Origin of the sequence: Paenibacillus sp. B1-35 (assembly GCF_050474385.1) — a bacterium.
Classification (GTDB): domain Bacteria; phylum Bacillota; class Bacilli; order Paenibacillales; family Paenibacillaceae; genus Paenibacillus_B; species Paenibacillus_B alvei.
Map to the genome: position 1 here is coordinate 267,831 of NZ_JBCHVJ010000005.1, position 18,359 is coordinate 286,189.

Below are 18,359 nucleotides of genomic sequence, written 5' to 3' on the forward strand. Positions count from 1 at the left end.
TGTTCAACTGCATGACAGCATATGCTTCATCTATTAAATGGCAGAGAATACAGTACCGGTCACGATGCGATGGAAGAATGGCTGATGCGCTACGCGATGCTCGCCGACTGGATCATCACTGTAGAATGGAAGGCGCTCCTGCTCAAGCTCCTCCAAGCAAGCTACACGTTCGTCAACAAAGTCGAGGATACGCTCTTCCGCCGACTGCAGGCGTGCCATTACGGTACCGTAGCGGCTATCGATCACTTCCCAACCGAATGGCTTGCTTGTCGCCATCCAGAGTGCCCGATGCGCCTTACGCGCTTCATCCACGAGCGGACGAATCGTAGGAATCACTTCGGTAGCGATGCGACGCAGTTCCTCCTTGTCGCCATTCCGATATGCACGGGTCACCTGTACACCAAGCATCGACTTTGCACCGACAGCCGCGGACAGCTTTGCGTACATATCGAATACGAGCGCATGATCGCCCGTCGTGTTATCTCGTGCAGCCGCAAGGCGTTGCGCCAACTCCTTGTAATGCTTCGGCAGCTTCGCTTCCAGCTCCTCTGTAAGGTAGATATCAAACAACCCGAGCAGCGCATCCTGGAACAACAGGAACTTCGATCCATTCGAGCCGTGCATATTATTTTCCGTAACACCTGGAGTCTCATCCAAATAAGTCAATTGCCAGTAATCATCGAAGCTCTGGCCTGTGCACAGTTGGAAGCGTTCCTTCAACTTCACTTCATCCACTTCGCCTTCGGTATAACCATGCTCAGCGAACAGTTGCAGGCCTGGGAGAATCGTCATATGGTTCGTCTCCTGGCCATTGTCGCCCCATGCTGTCGCAAATACTTCTTGAATCCCCTTCGACTTGCAGGCGAGCAGGGCTGGATTCGTATTCTGCCACGTCTTGCCATAGTTCGGGCTCATAGCGCCCCATACCCATACGCCGCCTGCGAATACTGGATCAGATCCAAGCTGGCGATGCTTCTCGATGAACTCTTCATAGAAGCCTTGATCATCGTGATAGTAATCCCAATAGACAAACTGAACACCCTTCGGAATTTGATCAACAACCTCATTTGTGAAGTTAATGTCAAGATCATAGTAATGCCCGCCATTTTTCATAAGCAGATGGAAATACATGTCGCTCCACATCATTGGAGTCAAGCCGTGCTTGCCCGTAATCTCCAAGACGCGAGCCAAATGCTCATTCATAATATCGAAACGCTCACGGAAGCCATGCTTGTGCATATATTTGCCCAGACCGAGACCGAACGCCTCATCCATCCCGATATGAATGCGCTTGGATCGAAGCGATTTCGTTGCCGCTACAACCATATCCTCTATGAAACGGTACGTCTCCTCTTCGCCTACGAGAAGGACATCCTCCGTATCCTTCATCTCGTTCGCATAGTCCCACTTCAGCGCTTGCGCCAAATGGCCAAGCGTCTGAATGCAAGCGACTACCTCAATACCGAACATGGCGGCATATTGATCAATTTCATACAGCTCCTCAGTTGAGTAGCGTCCGCGCATGTATCCGAAATACGGACGTCCTGGAACTTCATACGTGTCTTCGGTATATAGCATTGCGCCATTCAAGCCCATCAGCGCCATTGAGCGCAGCGTTTGCTTCATCATATGCACATTCGGAACCGCATTCCGAGATGCATCGATCATCGTTCCGTTATACGTAAATTGCGGGTGCTCCGTAATATCGAATGGCTGTCCTTTGCGAAGCTGCTCGACGAACAGGCCAAGCGCACGGAAGAAATGAATGTCCGCCTCATAGCGAATCACCCCTTTTGTTCCATCCCATGCGGCACGAAGCGGCCCTTCCTCTTGCTCCACTCGTACGAGAGTACCTTCTGTACCTGCTTCCATATTTAATAACGACTGCAATTCTTGGATCCCTGGCAATAGTTGCTCGACACTGCCTATAAACTGTAACTTCACAGCAGATCCCTCCCCACGTGTTGTTGGATGCGCTTACAGATACGACATGATATCGTTATCTTCTCTTCTATATATGGCGCACACTAGTCACCCGTAGTTTACCACATCTATCTGTAATGGAGGTGACAAGCCCGTGAATTTATATAAAGAGCAGCATACCTGCGTTTTCGGCAAACAAAAAAGACCGAGCCTAATCATGACTCGATCTTGCCTACCTTTACATACCAATGTTCTGCGCTGCTGCCTCAGTTAGTGAACAGGCGAGCTCGCCGCTCCCGAAGGCATTGCGTTGCTTTCAGCACCTGTATCCTTCGAATGCAGATGCTCGGAAGCCCCATTCGTTACCTTCTGGTTATTCACATGCTGCGAACGTAAGTACACCATATAGTAAGCACCTGCTACAAAGACAACCCCTCCGGCCAAGTTGCCCAGCCAGACAGGAATGAAGTTCGACATATATTGCCCCCAGCTGAAATGCCCCTCAAAAATGGCTGCTGGAATGACAAACATATTGGCAACAACGTGCTGGAACCCGATGGCTACAAAAGCCATCGTCGGGAACCAAATGCCCATAATTTTTCCGCTGAAGCTCTTCGCCCCATAAGCCAACCATACCGCCAGTGCAACAAGCCAGTTGCAGCCAATCCCGCTGACAAAGGCCTGAATAAAGCTTTCATCCAGCTTATGAGCCGCTACATCAACGGTTTTCTGCAAATATGGGCCAGAACTCGTAAGCCCCACTACATGACCGAAGAAATACGCTACAAACAAAGCCCCCAAGAAATTAGCAAACGTAATCACCACGATATTTCGGATGGCCTCTCCGGTCGTTATGCAGCCTTTCATTCGGGCGAGCGGTACGGCCATCATATTCCCGGTCAACAACTCTCCGCCAGCTAATAAGACAAGGATCAACCCTACGGGGAACAACGCTGCTCCAATCAAGCTATTAATACTTCCCCATTCCGCGGGCGCGGCTGCCGTCACCCGTATATATAAGAGATAACCGAGCGCAATAAATGCCCCGGCAAGAAAACCTAAGATCAGCATGGCAGACAAAGGATTTCTCGCTTTGATCGTTCCGGTTTCCACTGTTGCCTCCGCAATTTGCTGCGGCTTCAAATAACCTGACATCGACATAACCTCCTGCTTGTGCATATTCCGATGCAAGCCTGATCATCCCAAGGCCTGCTTTCCATTCGCACCTACCCAGATGCGATTCACCCCGGTTGGAATGTCAACTGAACAGGTTGCAAATTCATTGTAACGAAGCCCTCACCATGATGTTGTGCATTTTATCACAAAGTATATTTCAAATATTGACCATTTTGCGTATACAAGGAAATAGGTGCACAGCATACAAAAAAAGCCAGCAAGTCAAGGTCTCGACTCACTGGCCCCCCCTATGAATTGGCTTGAGCGGCATCGTGCATTTACGCGCCGCGTTTGGCAACGATGCTGCGTGCAATGTGTACACCTGCGGCACCTGCCTGTGCGAGTCCGCGCGTAATGCCAGCGCCGTCTCCGCCGCAGTATAAGCCTTCAATTTCCGACTCCAATGTCGTATCCAGCTTTGGACGAGCGGAGTAGAATTTCGCCTCAACTCCATAAAATAACGTGTGCTCAGAAGCGATGCCCGGCGTTACACGATCAAGCGCTTCAACCATTTCAATGAGACTCTTCATCGTATTGTATGGAAGTACAAGACCCAAATCCCCAGCAACGGCCTCTTTCAAGGTAGGCTCCAGGAATCCTTCTTGGATGCGCTTTTCTGTTGAGCGGCGTCCGCGAATGATGTCCCCGTACTTCTGGACGATAATGCCGCCTCCGGACAAATCGTTCGCGCGCTTACAGATTTCACGAGCGTACTCATTCGGCTTATCGAACGGCTCCGTAAACTTATGCGATACAAGCAGCGCAAAATTCGTGTTTGCAGAGCCCAGCTTCGGATCCTTGAAGGAGTGTCCGTTCGCGCACATGATGCCACTGTGGTTCTCCACCACGACATGGCCAGACGGATTGCTGCAGAAGGTACGCACCTGTGTGCCAACAGACGTATTGAACACGAATTTCCCTTCATACAGGTGTTCATTGATTTCGCGCATAACGATATCGGAGGTCTCTACCCGCACCCCAACATCGACTTGGTTGTTGTACATTTTCAAGCGGCGCTTTTTCAATATTTCCGTCAACCATGCTGAGCCGTCACGTCCCGGCACGATTACCACTTGATCAGCTTCATGCTTCTCGCCGCTCTTTAGCTCAATCCCCTTCACAATATAACGCCCATCCTGCTTCTCTGAAATCAGATCCGCGACTTCTGTTTTGTAGGCCATTTCGACGCGAGGCTTCAAATATTCATAAATGGATTTTAAAATCTCCAGGTTCTGTTCCGTTCCCAAATGACGCACCTGTGCGCGCAGTAGCTTCAAGCCAGCAGAATAGCCCAGCTGTTCAATACGACGTACCGTTTCTGTTGTTGGATCGGTAATATCCGTTGTAGCTCCATGCTCCAGGTTGATTGCATCTACATATTTGATCAAGTCCAGTACTTGTGAAGCCGGCAAATAATCAGTCAGCCAGCCGCCAAATTCTGTCGTTACGTTAAATTTACCATCACTGTATGCCCCTGCTCCACCGAAGCCGTTTGTAATCGAACAAGCTGGGAGACAGCCGGCAAAGTCCTTCTTTCCTGCCGCTGGAGGACACTTTTGGATTTTCTCCTCCAAAATCGGACAGTTGCGGCGATAAATATCATGTCCCTTATCTACGAGCAATACTTTCAGATGTGGAGCCTTCAAAGATAATTCATAACAAGTGAAAATACCAGCCGGACCTGCTCCTACAACAATTACATCATATTTACTCATTGTTTCCTCCTCGATGCTCACGATGTTTCGGTCTATTTATCTCTTATCCGATGAGCCTGCACCTATTTGGGCAAAAAAAATATCCTGTTACGTGCAGGTATACCAAAGCATACCTATCGTAGTCAGGAATTTACGGCTCCTGGTAGAGACCCCTAGACCTTATCTCTGGGATATACGAACAGGATAAACAAAATAATGGCCAATCAATCCTTGCTCTCCACTTTCCGCGGGAGCAACCTTATTGTATCTAAATTTAACGAACAAGTCAACAACACTCACGCCCATTGTTCGTTAATTATTTTTAATCCCACATCATAATTTACTAATCACGATTATAAATAGAGCAAATTCCGAACATTATTATTTTGTCCACTTGCTTCATTATTCCCTGCTGCATTCAAAACTGCCCCCCCCCTTCACAGTCAGCATCTACCCAAAATGAGGTTATCGATATATGATTTACCTATGATATAACTCACAACAAAGATTGGCATGCATACGATTGGAGGCACGCGTATGAACGCGCTTGAACCCCCCGCTGGGGATGGACTGATTATTGACAAACTATCGATGACAAAAGGCAACTCCACACTTTTAGATGCGCTGAGCGTACAAATAAATCCGGGACAGTGCATTGCGGTGCAAAGCAACCATATCACCGGACAGTTGATTATTGATTTACTAATAAATAGAGCCAAGCCCTCGGCTGGAAGCGTGACATGGCGCGGCATTCCATTTTCCTTCGCTTCTCTCGCCACTAAAATCGGCTTGATTCGGCAGAGTGAAGCCTTATATGAACGATTAACACCGAAGGAAGCCTTGACCTTCTTTATGAAAATGTATGGGGCCTACCATAAAGACCGTTTGGAACAGCTCTTGAAGCTAACCGGCTTGTATGAGCGCATGAATACGCCGCTAGGCAAATGCTCATTGCCCGAACAGCGCCGATTCCACCTAGCACGAGCCGCAGCTCATCGTCCAGAGTTGATTATCATCGAGGATCCTGAATTCCATATGGACTTGGAAAGCAGCTACCTGCTCCGTCAATGGATTAACACGATGTGTGAGGAGGGCGTTTCCATCTTCATGACTGTGCCTTCCTTGGAGAGTGCGCTCACAATGACCAATCATGTTGTACGCTTAACGCCTGTCGGCTTTAAGTCAGTCATCATTGAGGACGAGCCTGTAAATCAAATATCCGAGGTTGAGGCCCTTAACGTAGATGAACAAGCCAACCTCGCCCAGCAGTCAGGCTTGGAAGAAATAGCTCAGGAAGGCCACAAGAGTACAGCCGCAGTTTTAGACACATCAGATACTGAGCTAAGCGAAGAAGATGCCGAACTTGTACATAAAGAGGACGCTCCTAATGCGAAGCCTGAGGAAAAGGAAGACGAGCTTGATTCGGCAGCAGTAGGCAAACGCTTCGTCCCGCAAATTAGCTTTGACAAAATTCCAGCACGTATTGAAGACAAAATCGTGCTTATTGATCCGCTTGAATTGAATTATATCGAAAGCCAAGATGGCGCTTCCCAGCTTCATATGCATTCCGGTTCGCTGCCCTGCACGATGACGCTGACAGAATTGGAGCGCAAGCTCAAGGCATTCGGATTTTTCCGCTGCCATCGCTCCTACTTGGTCAATTTGCAGCGTGTCCGTGAAGTCATTATTTGGTCCCGCAACAGCTACAGCCTCGTGCTTGATGATGAGAATAAGAGCAAGGTGCCGCTCTCCAAGAATAAATACGAAGAAATGAAGGCTATTATGGGAATCGGATAGGATGACCGCTCCATTTAGCCGCAACGTCGTATCAAATCAGCTTCTAATCGGTTCCATCCTCCCTGCGAAACGCTCCATTCAACCACTGGAGTGCGCTATTCGCGGGGTTTTTGAGGTGCCGATCACCCTTTCACAGTACGATAAGGATGTCGACAGGGACGGCAGCGCAGCAATGAGCTGCACCGACCGCAAATGAGCAACAGCGGGCACTGACATTCGAATCGTACACAATATCATTTAGATAAAGCGAGGGTGACTCATGGAACCAATTATTGAAGTAAGAGCAATGACCAAGACATTCGGCAACAAGCAAGCCATAAAGCCAATCGATTTTACGATTCAGCGCGGCGAAATTTTTGGATTTCTCGGCCCAAGCGGCTCAGGTAAAACTACGACCGTGAAGATACTTACAGGCCAGCTCCTTCCAACGGCTGGAACAGCCCGCGTATTCGATGTAGACATCGCGAAAATGAAGGATTCAGAACGCCAGCAGCATCTGTCCCGCATCGGCATATTAACGGATAATAGCACCTTGTACGAGCGGCTTACCATTGAGGATAATCTTGTGTTTTTCTGCAAGCTGTATCATGTGCCGACGAGCCGAGTACAGGAAGCACTAGAACAGGTCAACTTAACAAGCGAGCGTAAAACGACAGTGAAGCATTTATCCAAAGGGATGAAGCAGCGAGTAACACTGGCTCGCGCCTTGCTTCATAAGCCAGATATTTTATTCCTGGATGAACCGACATCTGCACTCGATCCGACGAATACGAAACGAATACATGAAGCCTTGCGGGAGTTGAACCGCATGGGAACAACCATCTTCTTGACGACGCATGATATGGAGGAAGCGGAATCACTGTGTGATCGCATCGCCTTTCTTCATCAGGGATGCATCGCTGCTATGGATACACCGCAGCGGCTGCGGCTGGCCCACATGGATCATGCCATTACGGTGGTCACGGCTGATGGAACACATACCGTTGAACGCAATGAGGCTGGAGCAAATCGTATTCACGATTGGATGACATCCGGCAAGCTTATATCGATACATTCAAATGAACCAACATTAAGCGATATTTTCATTAAAGTGACTGGAGGCGTATTACAATGACATTTTCTATAAATCGAGTAACTGCCATGATTCAGAAGGAATGGAAAGAAGCTATGAGGAATCAAATGCTGTTAATTACAGCAGCTTTGCCGCTTATTTTCGCCTTCATGTTCAGCAATGGGACCATCGGTGATGGCGCTACTCTTCTGATGATGCCAATCAACATGGCATTGCTGATTACTTGTTTATTTGCCCAATCGATGATGGTGGCAGAAGAGAAGGAGAAGCATACGCTGCGCGTACTGATGTTGTCCCCTGCCAAGCCGATCGAGGTACTGTTGGGTAAGAGCGCAATCTCCGTATTCCTGACATTATGTGCGCTGATCGCAACTTTTCTGATTGCAAAAACGCCAGGACTTCCGCTTATTGGCCTTGCTATGCTGATTGTGCCAAGTCTTATCATGTATGTAGCATTCGGTACGCTAACTGGCTTATTGTCCCGTACGACGATGGAAACTTCCTTCGTTGGCATGCCGCTTATGATTGTCTTCCTTATGGGGCCTGCATTCAGCAATGTCTTCAACAGCAGTGTGGTAGACACGATCGTGGCATACCTACCAACATCTCAATTGTCGGAAGCTGCTCAGAAGCTGTGGGACGGTCAAGGGTTATTTTCCATTTCAATCCACGTAGGCATTATCACCATCTGGATGGCCGCCTCAATTATCATTACACTGATTGTATATCGCAGCAAACGTTACGACGCATAATGAGTTTGTCCGACAGGAAATACATTATTTCCCGAGAAATATACAGCGGCTTTCTATTATCTGCAACACGAACAGCACAGCTCCATGAGCGGAAATCCTCAGGACTGTGCTGTTTTGTGAGTGATAAGTTATTGCTTGGAGCTCTCCTCTGTAGAGTGATCCTCCTGCTTGCGTTCAAATAAATCGCTAAAGCCCCATTTGCTCTTTTCAGCAATCGGTTCATCAATGCCAAAATGCCTTACGGCTCTCACACACGGCTCAGACAACAGCTTTTCCAGCAGCTTATCGATATGCCAGGTCCGGCATTTTAAGCTTACCTGCAGCAGCACACAACAATGGATATCCATGTCACTTGAATCCTCCGGCGATAAGGGGCCTGTTGTACTTGCTTCTTCCCCTTGTTCCACAGGCTCAATAGAAATGTCTGAAATAGCAATATTCTGTTCCTTCAGAATGAATAGTACCTTTCCGATATGGCGCGGCCCATCCGCAATAACAAGTGCAAGCTTCCTTACAGAAGCAGACTTTGAGAAGGGTGAGAATTTTTTCTCCAACTTGTTGAGCATGAACAAGCTGAAAAATGCCGTAAATGCGGTCAAAAGCGCACCATAATAGAAGCCTGCTCCAACCGCCAAGCCGATTGCGGCAACTACCCATAAGGAGGCGGCAGTCGTCAGGCCTGATACCGTCATGCCTGTACGTAATATCGTACCCGCGCCAAGAAATCCGATTCCGCTAATGACTTGAGCCGCCAGCCGGGCCGGATCCATGCGTACATTCGTTTCATAAATAAAGTCTGAAAATCCATAGCTCGACAGCATCATAATGAGCGCAGATCCTAGACAAACGAGAATATGCGTGCGAAATCCGGCTGCGTGCTCCCCGAATTCGCGCTCCAGACCAATTGCACCGCCCAGTACAACGGCAATAATGACGCGAAATGTAAGCTCCAGCATGCTGATTTGCCATACTTCAGGATGAACGCCTAATTCCATATCTCGATCAGCCTCGTTCACAGATGCCCTGTTCCATCCACTTATCCAGTATTGGAGTAAGAGTACGGGCACATCTTATTTTATTGTAAGCGCTTCCCAAATGAGTTCTGCTAAATCCTCTCTCCCCCGCACTTATATCTGGATGCAGCTTCTCAAGCAATATCCCGTTGAACATGATTGTCTCTCAACTAAACCTTAAGAGCTCCTGAGCCATTATACGCAAGGCGGGAAAATCGAGTATATAATCTGGATTATATGCGCTTGTCACCAAAATAGAACGACTCGTTTTTTATCCTTTCATATCGATAACACTTGAAGCTATTGAAGCGGCTCATACATTCTATGCAGCTTGCGTATTCTGCTCTACTGCTGTGTTGGCCTCATCCAAATAAGCTCCAATGTGCCCACTCATCCCTCCTCTAGCTTCGTTCAATCCGAAAAAGGCGCATTTCAACCAGAAAATAAGGAATGGACATGTAGATGCCTATAGAATAAAGGTATCAAATCAAACGAGAGGACGTTAAATATTATGAAAAAACAACAAACGGTAAAGGACACTTGGAGCAAAATGAAAGGTACGGGGGAAATTTGGGTTTATTCTGGAATCATGATGGGTGCGATAATGGGCCATCTCACCAATAATTTAGGAACATGTGTGGCGGTTGGCTATTGTGCAGGCCTTGCCATGCAGAAAATGAATCAGAGATCAGTTGAAACCTCCACACCACAAGTAGAAGGATAACTCCGATTATAAGCGAAGCGAGACTGCCTACACATTTAGGCAATCTCGCTTTTTTTATATCCTTTATGTATGCGCCTTCGTAAACAGAACCCACGGTTCATGATTCTCCTCAGCCGCAGCTACCGTTGGAATAAACGCGCTTGCAGGCCCTCATCTGCTTTCGTTGGTCGGAAGGCAATATAATGATACGCCGCCACACCATGTACAAAGAATGGATCCTGCTCGATATAAAAACGAGCCTCCTCCTCTGTCTGCGCATCTACGATGATGATTCCTCCTGTTCGAGGCTCCTTCGGTCCTGATAACAAAAATACGCCCTTCGCATAATGCTCGTCCAAAAATGCACGGTGGGCATCCAAATAAACATCTACTTCTTCCACAGACTTCTTATATGTAAGCTCTACAACATACATGCTAGTCCCCCTTCCTGATCTGCTCCACATATGAATGCAGCCGATGAATCAAGTATTTCGCACGAATGAAATGGAGTCAAGTACTGCTCGATGATAACCCGAGTGCCTTCACTATAATGACTTAACGGGGATTTTCAAAACATAGGAAAAACTGGTATACTGCACTTAACTGGGATTCCACTTTTTTCTAACTATTCTACTCTTGGAATTCAACTCTATTTGTATTAAAGTAAACGATGTTGCATAAATATACCGCACTCTAAGGAGAATTATTCATACATGACAGTTAAAAACGACAACATGCAGCAAAATTCGCTTTCCACACAGCATTTGAGTTGGACAGGCTTGCTGCATTTCGCCATACCATCCTTACTTGGGCTACTGCTCTTCGTTATTCCTGTGCCATGGAATGGGGAAGTAACGGTACCCATTGCATTTTTGGCCAAGGTGATCGGACAATGGCTTGCGCCTTGGCTCCCACTGGCTGCCACGATCATCATCGTCCTGGCCTGGATCGGAACTGCATATACCCGCTGGCTGAAGCCGGAGAAGCTGCTGCATCAGCCATTATGGAATGCATTGTTCGCTATATCCCCCTTCTGGTTCGCCGCTCGAACAATAGGAATGATATTTGCGATCATTACTTTTTCTCAGATTGGACCCGAGTGGATATGGTCGGAACATACTGGCGGCATGCTGCTCTCGAGCCTTATTCCCGGCTTGTTCGTTGTCTTTATGCTTGCAGGTTTGCTTCTGCCGCTGCTCGTTGACTTCGGACTGCTTGAGTTCTTCGGCACGCTCATGACCAAAATTATGCGTCCAATCTTTACTTTGCCCGGACGCTCCTCCATCAACTGCATGGCGTCTTGGCTCGGCGACGGTACGATTGGCGTGATGATGACCAGCAAGCAATATGAGAATGGCTACTATACAAAGCGAGAAGCGGCCGTCATCGGAACGACATTTACTGCCGTGTCTATTACGTTCAGCTTCATCGTATTGAGCAATGTGAATATGGCTCACATGTTCCTTCCCTTTTATGCGACGGTAACATTGGCTGGTATGATCGCTGCCGTTATTATGCCGCGCATACCGCCGCTATCGCGCAAGCCTGACACGTATGCAGCAGGGGCAGTACCCGCTAAAGAAGAGGCAATCCCATCATCATGGAGCCCATGGCAGTGGGGACTTCGCCAAGCAGTCAATAAGGCACGGCAACATGAGGGTGCAGGCTCCTTCATTCGCGAGGGCTTCAAAAACATTGTTGACCTGTGGTTCGGCGTAATTCCGGTTGTGATGGCTATCGGCACAATTGCCGTTGCACTTGCCGAGTATACTCCGGTCTTTCAATGGCTCGGCTGGCCATTCATTCCGCTGCTGCAGCTGCTAGGACTTCCTGAAGCGGAGGCAGCATCACAGACGATACTTGTTGGATTCGCAGACATGTTCCTGCCTACAGTGCTGGGCTCCGGCATTACAAGCGAAATGACCCGCTTCGTCATTGCTGCCCTGTCTGTCACGCAGCTCATTTATATGTCCGAGGTCGGCGGATTACTACTTGGCTCTAAGCTGCCTGTGAACATGAAGGATTTGATTATTATTTTCCTGCTGCGTACGCTTATCACGCTGCCGATTATTGCGCTAGCGGCACATCTACTATTTTAATTATGAAAATCTAAGAAATGGCCCTGTCTGGCGAGATATTTTCTATATTTCTCCAGTAACAGGGCCATTTTCTCGATTGCAACAATAAGGAAAAACGATTATCGTTACATCATTCCATAATCTTCATGCGATTCAACAACGCTCTGCTATCAATTCACCTAAGGAAAGGAGTTCCTTCATGGACAATAAAGCATCAACCATTGCAGCACCCAGGCATCGGACTGCATCACAAATGAAATCTCCGAGCATGGAGCCTGCACCCCATCTTCAAGCAGATACAGTGTTCCGCATTCTGCTTGCCATTAGCTTCGTGCACTTGTTCAATGATTCGATTCAAGCTGTCATCCCTGCAATCTTCCCCATTCTGAAGTCATCTATGAATCTGTCGTATGCTCAAATTGGCTGGATCTCCTTCGCCATCAATGTGACGGCTTCCTTGCTGCAGCCTGTCGTTGGGTATGCAGCGGATCGCAGACCGACACCAGCACTGCTTCCAATTGGAATGTGCTTCACCTTCGCAGGCGTACTGCTGCTTGCCTATGCTCCGAACTATGTTCTGGTGCTTCTGGCTGTCGTGCTCGTCGGTTTCGGATCAGCCGCCTTCCATCCAGAGGGAATGAGAGTTGCTCATATGGCGGCAGGCGCGCGAAAAGGACTCGCCCAATCAATCTTTCAGGTAGGCGGCAACGCGGGTCAATCCCTCGCGCCCATGCTGACAAAATGGATATTTATCCCCTTGGGGCAATCGGGTGCACTCGTATTCACGATCGTTGCAGGGGCAGGCATAGCCGTACAAACCTATATTGCACGCTGGTACCGAACAATGCTGGATAGCGGATATGCCTTCAAAAAGCGGCATCAGGCACGCACGATGGATCCATCGAAGCGCAACCGAGTTATTGCCGCCACCATCGTATTGGTTGTGCTCGTCTTTGCTCGTTCCTGGTACAGTGCCGCCATAGGCAGCTACTATGCCTTCTACTTGATGGATGCTTACCATTTGACACTCGATGACGCACAAATATACATATTCTTATTCCTCGGAGCAGGAGCAGTCGGAACGTTCTTCGGCGGCCCGCTTGCCGATCGCTTCGGAAGACGCAACTTGATACTCGTCTCTATGCTTGGGACTGCGCCGCTTGCCCTCATATTGCCGTATTTATCGCTGTTTTGGGCTGGTGTTGTTTTGGCCTTGACCGGATTTATTTTATTGTCCAGCTTCTCCGTTACGGTAATCTACGCACAACTGCTTCATCCCGGCAACATCGGAACGGTATCTGGACTCATAACCGGGTTCGCCTTCGGCATGGGAGGCATTGGCGCACTTGCACTCGGGTACTTCATAGACACGTGGGGAATTGAAAATGTAATGATCGTATGTGGATTTCTTCCTTTATTCGGTCTTCTGACATGGATGCTTCCAAGCGATAACACCCTTCATCAATGGGCAAAGGGAATATCGTAGCAAGTAAATTTCCGGCGTAAAAAGCTGTTCTCTCAACAGGGGTATCTGCCGTAATGTGGTACTGTGGCAGCCAAATCAAAATAATTATATAAAATGGAAACCCTATTTCCCTTGCTCCGAACGCAGTGTGGGTCTACAATATTGTCAGCTTCACCTGAGGGATTGCGGCCAACAAGCTCAGTCTAATAGACAGCTTTCACGAATGAGTAGATGATTGAAGAAGCGAAGCTAAAGCTGACACATAAGGCATCTATCGAATCCCTTTGAAGGTCGTTAAAACGACCCAGAGGATCATCATACAAGGCTCAGACGATGAAGATGATCATACGCGTCGATCCATCATTTCAACATTCATGGATTTGCAATAGAGATAACAACCGAGTACATCATGGAGGTGATGGAGGATGCCACAAGTAGAGCATGAGGAGCTGGAACAAACTGCAGAAAAAGAGAACCAGCCCGATGAATCTGGCGAACAGAACGTGACAGCCAAAGAGCTGGAAGAGAGAATACGCCTCCAGGAGGCCATTCATCAGGTAAATGAGCTATATCAGAAGCAGCGCTACAAGGAAGCGCTGGAAGAGGCTATGCGCCTGCAGCAGCAATATCCGGAGCATCCAACCGTTATGTCGCTGGCAGCAGTTGTTCACAAGCCGATCGCACCAGATCAGGCGCTGTATTGGGCCTCTGAGGCATTGAAGCGCGATACGAGACTTCCGGATGCTTGGCGAGTTCGCATGTCCATCTATTATGAGCGCAGAGAATGGCCTGCTTTCGAGACAGCAGCGAGGCAGCTTGCCTTGGTGGCAGAAGAAGATCCAACGCCCCATCTGCTGCTTGCCCAGTATCAGCTGCGCAAAGGCGCGCTGGATCAAGCACTTCTATCGCTGGAGCGCAGTATCGACATTGAGCCTGCCGGCATTGCTTATGCTACCTACAGCTATGTACTAGCGCAAATGAAGCGGTATCCGGAATCCCGCGAAGCAGAACGCCAAGCTTTAGCCTGGCAGGAGAAACATGCTTACACCCTGATGCAGCTTGCTTGGGCAGCAGATCAGCGAGATGAGCACGATCGCGCTATGCAATTCATGCAAGAGGCCATCCGTTTAAATCCTGAAGATAGCCAAGTGAGAAACGAATATATGGATGCACTACAAAAATCCCACCCGTGGTTCCGACTCGTATGGTGGCCAGCCCAGATGCTGCAAAAGCTGTCTCCATGGATTTTAGTCATTTTATGGGCCTTATTCGCTCTCATTGAACCAACTCTGCTTATTGCATTTATCGTACTTCATGTATCAACGTATTGGATTAGCCGCGGATTTGTAAATTGGAAAGTATATGGCCGGTTGTGGGTGTCGTAAACGGCACCCCTCTAGCCCCAACAGTTCTAAGAAGACTCCCCCATGCATCCCCACCAGCCCATTTCCCATGGTTAGCTAAGCTTCTATCTCACGAACAACAGGATTCTCTTCATATCTTATCGCACATGTATCATCCCTTTTAAATTCACATACCGATAGAATCACTTCCCTTGCATTGTCCTTCTCAAAATAGGAAAATGTTCGTAAATAAAAATCGACCATTTACATCCACTCTGGGGAACGATATACTAGTGAACGTTTTGGAAAATGATTGATTCGAATGATTATCCAACGTACGCACCTGACTGTAACAGGATTCAATCCTTCCTCATTACTTTTTTTATTGTTAAAGGAGACGTTCACATGACTTCATGGAGAAAACGGACAATGCATTGGACGCCTGCTCGTGTGCTGGTTCTCGGCTTTTTGTCTATCATCACAATCGGGACATGTATCTTGAAGCTGCCGATATCCTTGGCGGCTGGCCATTCCCTTTCCTTCATTGACGCCTTGTTCACGGCAACTTCTGCTGTATGCGTAACCGGACTGGTTGTCGTCGACATCGGGACAACCTACTCTGCATTTGGACAAGGGGTTATTATTTCACTCGTACAAATCGGCGGCATAGGCTTCATGTCCGTAGCCCTGCTCTTCTATCTTATGCTTGGGAAACGCATTTCCCTGCGGGAACGACTCATTTTACAGGAGTCGATCAATGCGAACAGTATGGAGGGCATTGTACGAACAATCCGCCGTGTCATTATATTCGTGTTCATTATCCAAGGAGTAGGAACGATCATTCTAACGCTGCGCTGGGCTATTGATATGCCCCTGCTGCAATCATTCTATTACGGATTGTTCCACTCGATCTCTTTGTTCAACAACGGGGGATTCGATCTATTTGGCTCCAGCTTCCAACTGCATGTGGATGATTTCGTAACGAATGTAGTTGCTACTTTTCTCGTGCTGTCCGGAGGGCTTGGCTTCATCGTATTGGCTGAGTTGTACGATTATCCGAAGTCACGACGATTAACACTGCACTCCAAGGTGGTATTGTCCATGACCAGCATCCTGGTTGTTGCTGGCGCCATCTTCATCTTCATTTTCGAGTTCCAAAATACGAATACGCTCGGATCACTTGGGTGGGACGGCAAAATATACGCTTCCTTCTTCCAGTCGATTTCCGCCCGTTCGTCGGGAACGACAACGGTTGATGTGGCAAATATGAAGCAGGTAACCCAATTCGGGCTCATTATTCTCATGTTTATCGGCGCCTCTCCTGGTTCTGCGGGTGGCGGGATTAAGACGACGACATTCGCTATCCTATTGGCTGCCGTCTATGCGATGCTGCGCGGCCGTGAGGATGCTGTGCTGTTCCGCCATCGGCTTGCCAAGGATCAGATCATTAAGGCACTGACGATTATATTCCTCGCTATATTCATGGTGCTGGGCGTATCCATGCTGCTGGCCATAACTGAAGATCAGCCGTTCATCACACTGCTCTTCGAAACGGTATCAGCCGTAGCAACGGTAGGATTATCTATGGGCCTTACACCTGAGATGTCGGCATTTGGCAAATTCGTCATATGTGCCACGATGTTCATCGGCCGTATCGGCCCCATGACGCTTGCATACGCGCTCGGCAACCGCAAGGAGCAGTCCTTATACCGTTACCCTGAAGGAAAGATTATGATTGGATAGAAGATCGATAAAAGGCAGCAAGCGATGCTTGCTGCCTTCTTCTATTTCTGTCGATGTGTTGCTCGGTCAGAAGGAGAAATAGCTAAGAAATTATGACGCAGTCTGTTCCCCACCGGACGCCACCAATGTGCCTTCTGCCGCTGCCTTGTGCTTGCCGCTTGGAATGACCAGGTTGAGAATCAAGGCTGCTAAAGCACCAACCGTGATGCCGGAGGATAATACGTACACGGCGAAGTCAGGCAAGCCCTTTAACGCTCCGTCTGGCAATACTGTCACGGCCATCGTAAGCAAAATTGGCACGCCGATAATCATCATGGCACGCTCGTCCAGATCGACAAATTGAATGACTTTCAACCCATTGACGACAATAGCCACGCAGACAACACCGAAGATACCGTTAATAACCGGCTCTGGAATGCAAGTAATCGCCGCAGACAGCTTCGGCATAAGACCAAGAGCAATCAAGATGCCGCCGCCTGCCATAATCGCCATACGGCTCCCTACGCCTGTAACCGCGATAAGCCCTGCATTAGAGGAGTATCCTGTCATTGGCGTTCCGCCGAACAATGACCCTACGAAGCAGCCCAAGCCTTCTCCTGCTGCTGCACGGTTCAAGCGCTCATCTGTAAGCTCCTTGCCTGTAATAGAGGAGATGACGAACCATGTTCCTGTCGTTTCAATCAAGATAATGAAGTAGACGAACATCATGGTCACAATCGCACTAAGATTAAAATCAGGCGCACCGAATGGGAAGAAGCTAGGAATGGAAAATGCATCAGCCTCTGCCACTCGTGAGAAATCAACCTTGCCAAACATCGACGCAAAAAGTGTTCCTGCCACAATCGCGACAATGACGGAAATAAGACGTGACACCGTGCCCAGCTTCTTCGATTGACGACCAAGCAGCATGCAGATAATTAAAACGCCTGCAGATACAGCGGCAATCAGAATGTTGGTCCACAAGTTGCCTTCCGCGCGGTAAATATTATTCATTCCCGTTGGCATCAGCGATATGCCGACGATCAAAATAACCGTTCCCCCTACAAGCGGTGGAATCATCCTGCGTACTGCCTTCGCGAACCATTTCAGCGGCATGCCGAGCAGCATCATCAGCAATGCACCCGGTATCAAGCTCCCCGTCATAGCTCCTAATCCAAGCTTGCTTCCAATCGCCCCCATTGCGCCAATAGGCACGTAAGACGGCCCCTGAACGACAGGAAGCCGCAAGCCGAAGCCAGTTTGGATTAAGGTCGCAATTCCTGTTCCGATAAAGCACATTTGAATAAAAAACGATGTATCCGTTGCATTTAGTGACAGCAATCCTGCAATAATGATCGGTGCAATGTACAAATCCATAGCCAACACATGCTGGAGTCCTAACAGAAAGGCCTTTCCGGCACTGATCTTATCATCCACTCCAACGACAAGGGTGTTCGACTTCGCTGATTGTTCCATGTATGCTTATTTCCCCCCACGTATGCTGTAACGTTCGTTATGATTTTGATCACACCCTGATTATAGAGTGTACATTTCGTTTTGTATAGGTAAATCACGAATATTAATTAAATGTTTTTGTATATTGTTCGTGTTTTATGTTGAC

Annotated in this window: 14 protein-coding genes and 1 riboswitch; of the genes, 8 read left to right on the forward strand and 6 right to left on the reverse strand. The window is 48.2% G+C overall.

Annotated features, from left to right (window positions below; all coding sequences use genetic code 11):
* Positions 1–33: 33 nt before the first annotated feature.
* From ACQ5BJ_RS17875 to ACQ5BJ_RS17885, 3 genes are all read right to left on the reverse strand, one after another.
* Complete coding sequence (locus tag ACQ5BJ_RS17875) at positions 34–1,944, reverse strand: beta-N-acetylhexosaminidase (protein WP_430111771.1); 1,911 nt, start codon at positions 1,942–1,944, stop codon at positions 34–36.
* A gap of 249 nt (positions 1,945–2,193) precedes the next feature.
* Positions 2,194–3,078 carry a formate/nitrite transporter family protein gene (locus ACQ5BJ_RS17880; protein WP_430111773.1) on the reverse strand — a complete coding sequence of 295 codons (885 nt, stop codon included), beginning with the start codon at positions 3,076–3,078 and terminating at the stop codon, positions 2,194–2,196.
* 299 nt (positions 3,079–3,377) lie between these two features.
* Positions 3,378–4,814 (reverse strand): NAD(P)/FAD-dependent oxidoreductase, encoded by a 1,437-nt coding sequence (locus ACQ5BJ_RS17885; protein WP_005545006.1) that lies wholly within the window; start codon positions 4,812–4,814, stop codon positions 3,378–3,380.
* A gap of 99 nt (positions 4,815–4,913) precedes the next feature.
* Positions 4,914–5,012: riboswitch (purine riboswitch) on the reverse strand.
* Between the two features lie 318 nt (positions 5,013–5,330).
* Here ACQ5BJ_RS17885 and ACQ5BJ_RS17890 point away from each other — a divergent pair.
* The 3 genes from ACQ5BJ_RS17890 to ACQ5BJ_RS17900 all read left to right on the forward strand — a co-directional run bounded on the left by ACQ5BJ_RS17890 (position 5,331) and on the right by ACQ5BJ_RS17900 (position 8,414).
* Positions 5,331–6,590, forward strand: coding sequence for a LytTR family transcriptional regulator DNA-binding domain-containing protein (locus tag ACQ5BJ_RS17890; protein ID WP_268599057.1), 1,260 nt, complete (start codon positions 5,331–5,333; stop codon positions 6,588–6,590).
* Between the two features lie 259 nt (positions 6,591–6,849).
* Positions 6,850–7,704 carry an ABC transporter ATP-binding protein gene (locus ACQ5BJ_RS17895; RefSeq protein WP_430111775.1) on the forward strand — a complete coding sequence of 285 codons (855 nt, stop codon included), beginning with the start codon at positions 6,850–6,852 and terminating at the stop codon, positions 7,702–7,704.
* Positions 7,701–8,414 carry an ABC transporter permease gene (locus ACQ5BJ_RS17900; protein ID WP_268599055.1) on the forward strand — a complete coding sequence of 238 codons (714 nt, stop codon included), beginning with the start codon at positions 7,701–7,703 and terminating at the stop codon, positions 8,412–8,414. The genes ACQ5BJ_RS17895 and ACQ5BJ_RS17900 overlap by 4 nt, the downstream gene beginning before the upstream one ends.
* Before the next feature lie 128 nt (positions 8,415–8,542).
* Here the strand turns inward: ACQ5BJ_RS17900 and ACQ5BJ_RS17905 are convergent, their stop codons facing one another.
* Positions 8,543–9,409, reverse strand: coding sequence for an MgtC/SapB family protein (locus tag ACQ5BJ_RS17905; RefSeq protein WP_005545016.1), 867 nt, complete (start codon positions 9,407–9,409; stop codon positions 8,543–8,545).
* A gap of 529 nt (positions 9,410–9,938) precedes the next feature.
* Here ACQ5BJ_RS17905 and ACQ5BJ_RS17910 point away from each other — a divergent pair.
* The gene (locus ACQ5BJ_RS17910; RefSeq protein WP_005545019.1) at positions 9,939–10,151 is read left to right on the forward strand and encodes a hypothetical protein; all 213 of its coding nucleotides are present in this window, start codon (positions 9,939–9,941) and stop codon (positions 10,149–10,151) included.
* Between the two features lie 119 nt (positions 10,152–10,270).
* On the opposite strand, the gene ACQ5BJ_RS17915 is transcribed toward ACQ5BJ_RS17910, so the two are convergent.
* Positions 10,271–10,564: a YciI family protein gene (locus tag ACQ5BJ_RS17915; protein WP_430111777.1), complete on the reverse strand. Its 294-nt coding sequence runs from the start codon at positions 10,562–10,564 to the stop codon at positions 10,271–10,273.
* A gap of 279 nt (positions 10,565–10,843) precedes the next feature.
* On the opposite strand from ACQ5BJ_RS17915, the gene ACQ5BJ_RS17920 reads away from it, so the two are divergent.
* The 4 genes from ACQ5BJ_RS17920 to ACQ5BJ_RS17935 all read left to right on the forward strand — a co-directional run bounded on the left by ACQ5BJ_RS17920 (position 10,844) and on the right by ACQ5BJ_RS17935 (position 16,759).
* Positions 10,844–12,229, forward strand: coding sequence for a YjiH family protein (locus ACQ5BJ_RS17920; protein WP_430111779.1), 1,386 nt, complete (start codon positions 10,844–10,846; stop codon positions 12,227–12,229).
* A 232-nt stretch (positions 12,230–12,461) separates the two neighbouring features.
* Positions 12,462–13,694 carry an MFS transporter gene (locus ACQ5BJ_RS17925; RefSeq protein WP_238555798.1) on the forward strand — a complete coding sequence of 411 codons (1,233 nt, stop codon included), beginning with the start codon at positions 12,462–12,464 and terminating at the stop codon, positions 13,692–13,694.
* 404 nt (positions 13,695–14,098) lie between these two features.
* Complete coding sequence (locus tag ACQ5BJ_RS17930; protein WP_430111781.1) at positions 14,099–15,058, forward strand: hypothetical protein; 960 nt, start codon at positions 14,099–14,101, stop codon at positions 15,056–15,058.
* A 342-nt stretch (positions 15,059–15,400) separates the two neighbouring features.
* On the forward strand, positions 15,401–16,759 hold the full coding sequence (locus ACQ5BJ_RS17935) for a TrkH family potassium uptake protein (protein WP_430111991.1): 1,359 nt from the start codon (positions 15,401–15,403) through the stop codon (positions 16,757–16,759).
* A gap of 90 nt (positions 16,760–16,849) precedes the next feature.
* On the opposite strand, the gene ACQ5BJ_RS17940 is transcribed toward ACQ5BJ_RS17935, so the two are convergent.
* A complete protein-coding gene (locus ACQ5BJ_RS17940) occupies positions 16,850–18,214 on the reverse strand; it encodes a nucleobase:cation symporter-2 family protein (protein WP_430111783.1) in 1,365 nt (454 codons plus the stop codon).
* Between the last annotated feature and the right edge of the window lie 145 nt (positions 18,215–18,359).

What these genes read in the sequence shown, in the direction of transcription:
- ACQ5BJ_RS17880 (WP_430111773.1), bottom strand. Translation starts at nt 3,078, where the DNA reads ATGTCAGGTTATTTGAAGCCGCAGCAAATTGCGGAGGCAACAGTGGAA.
- ACQ5BJ_RS17885 (WP_005545006.1), bottom strand. Translation starts at nt 4,814, where the DNA reads ATGAGTAAATATGATGTAATTGTTGTAGGAGCAGGTCCGGCTGGTATT.
- ACQ5BJ_RS17890 (WP_268599057.1), top strand. Translation starts at nt 5,331, where the DNA reads ATGAACGCGCTTGAACCCCCCGCTGGGGATGGACTGATTATTGACAAA.
- ACQ5BJ_RS17895 (WP_430111775.1), top strand. Translation starts at nt 6,850, where the DNA reads ATGGAACCAATTATTGAAGTAAGAGCAATGACCAAGACATTCGGCAAC.
- ACQ5BJ_RS17900 (WP_268599055.1), top strand. Translation starts at nt 7,701, where the DNA reads ATGACATTTTCTATAAATCGAGTAACTGCCATGATTCAGAAGGAATGG.
- ACQ5BJ_RS17905 (WP_005545016.1), bottom strand. Translation starts at nt 9,409, where the DNA reads ATGGAATTAGGCGTTCATCCTGAAGTATGGCAAATCAGCATGCTGGAG.
- ACQ5BJ_RS17910 (WP_005545019.1), top strand. Translation starts at nt 9,939, where the DNA reads ATGAAAAAACAACAAACGGTAAAGGACACTTGGAGCAAAATGAAAGGT.
- ACQ5BJ_RS17915 (WP_430111777.1), bottom strand. Translation starts at nt 10,564, where the DNA reads ATGTATGTTGTAGAGCTTACATATAAGAAGTCTGTGGAAGAAGTAGAT.
- ACQ5BJ_RS17920 (WP_430111779.1), top strand. Translation starts at nt 10,844, where the DNA reads ATGACAGTTAAAAACGACAACATGCAGCAAAATTCGCTTTCCACACAG.
- ACQ5BJ_RS17925 (WP_238555798.1), top strand. Translation starts at nt 12,462, where the DNA reads ATGAAATCTCCGAGCATGGAGCCTGCACCCCATCTTCAAGCAGATACA.
- ACQ5BJ_RS17930 (WP_430111781.1), top strand. Translation starts at nt 14,099, where the DNA reads ATGCCACAAGTAGAGCATGAGGAGCTGGAACAAACTGCAGAAAAAGAG.
- ACQ5BJ_RS17940 (WP_430111783.1), bottom strand. Translation starts at nt 18,214, where the DNA reads ATGGAACAATCAGCGAAGTCGAACACCCTTGTCGTTGGAGTGGATGAT.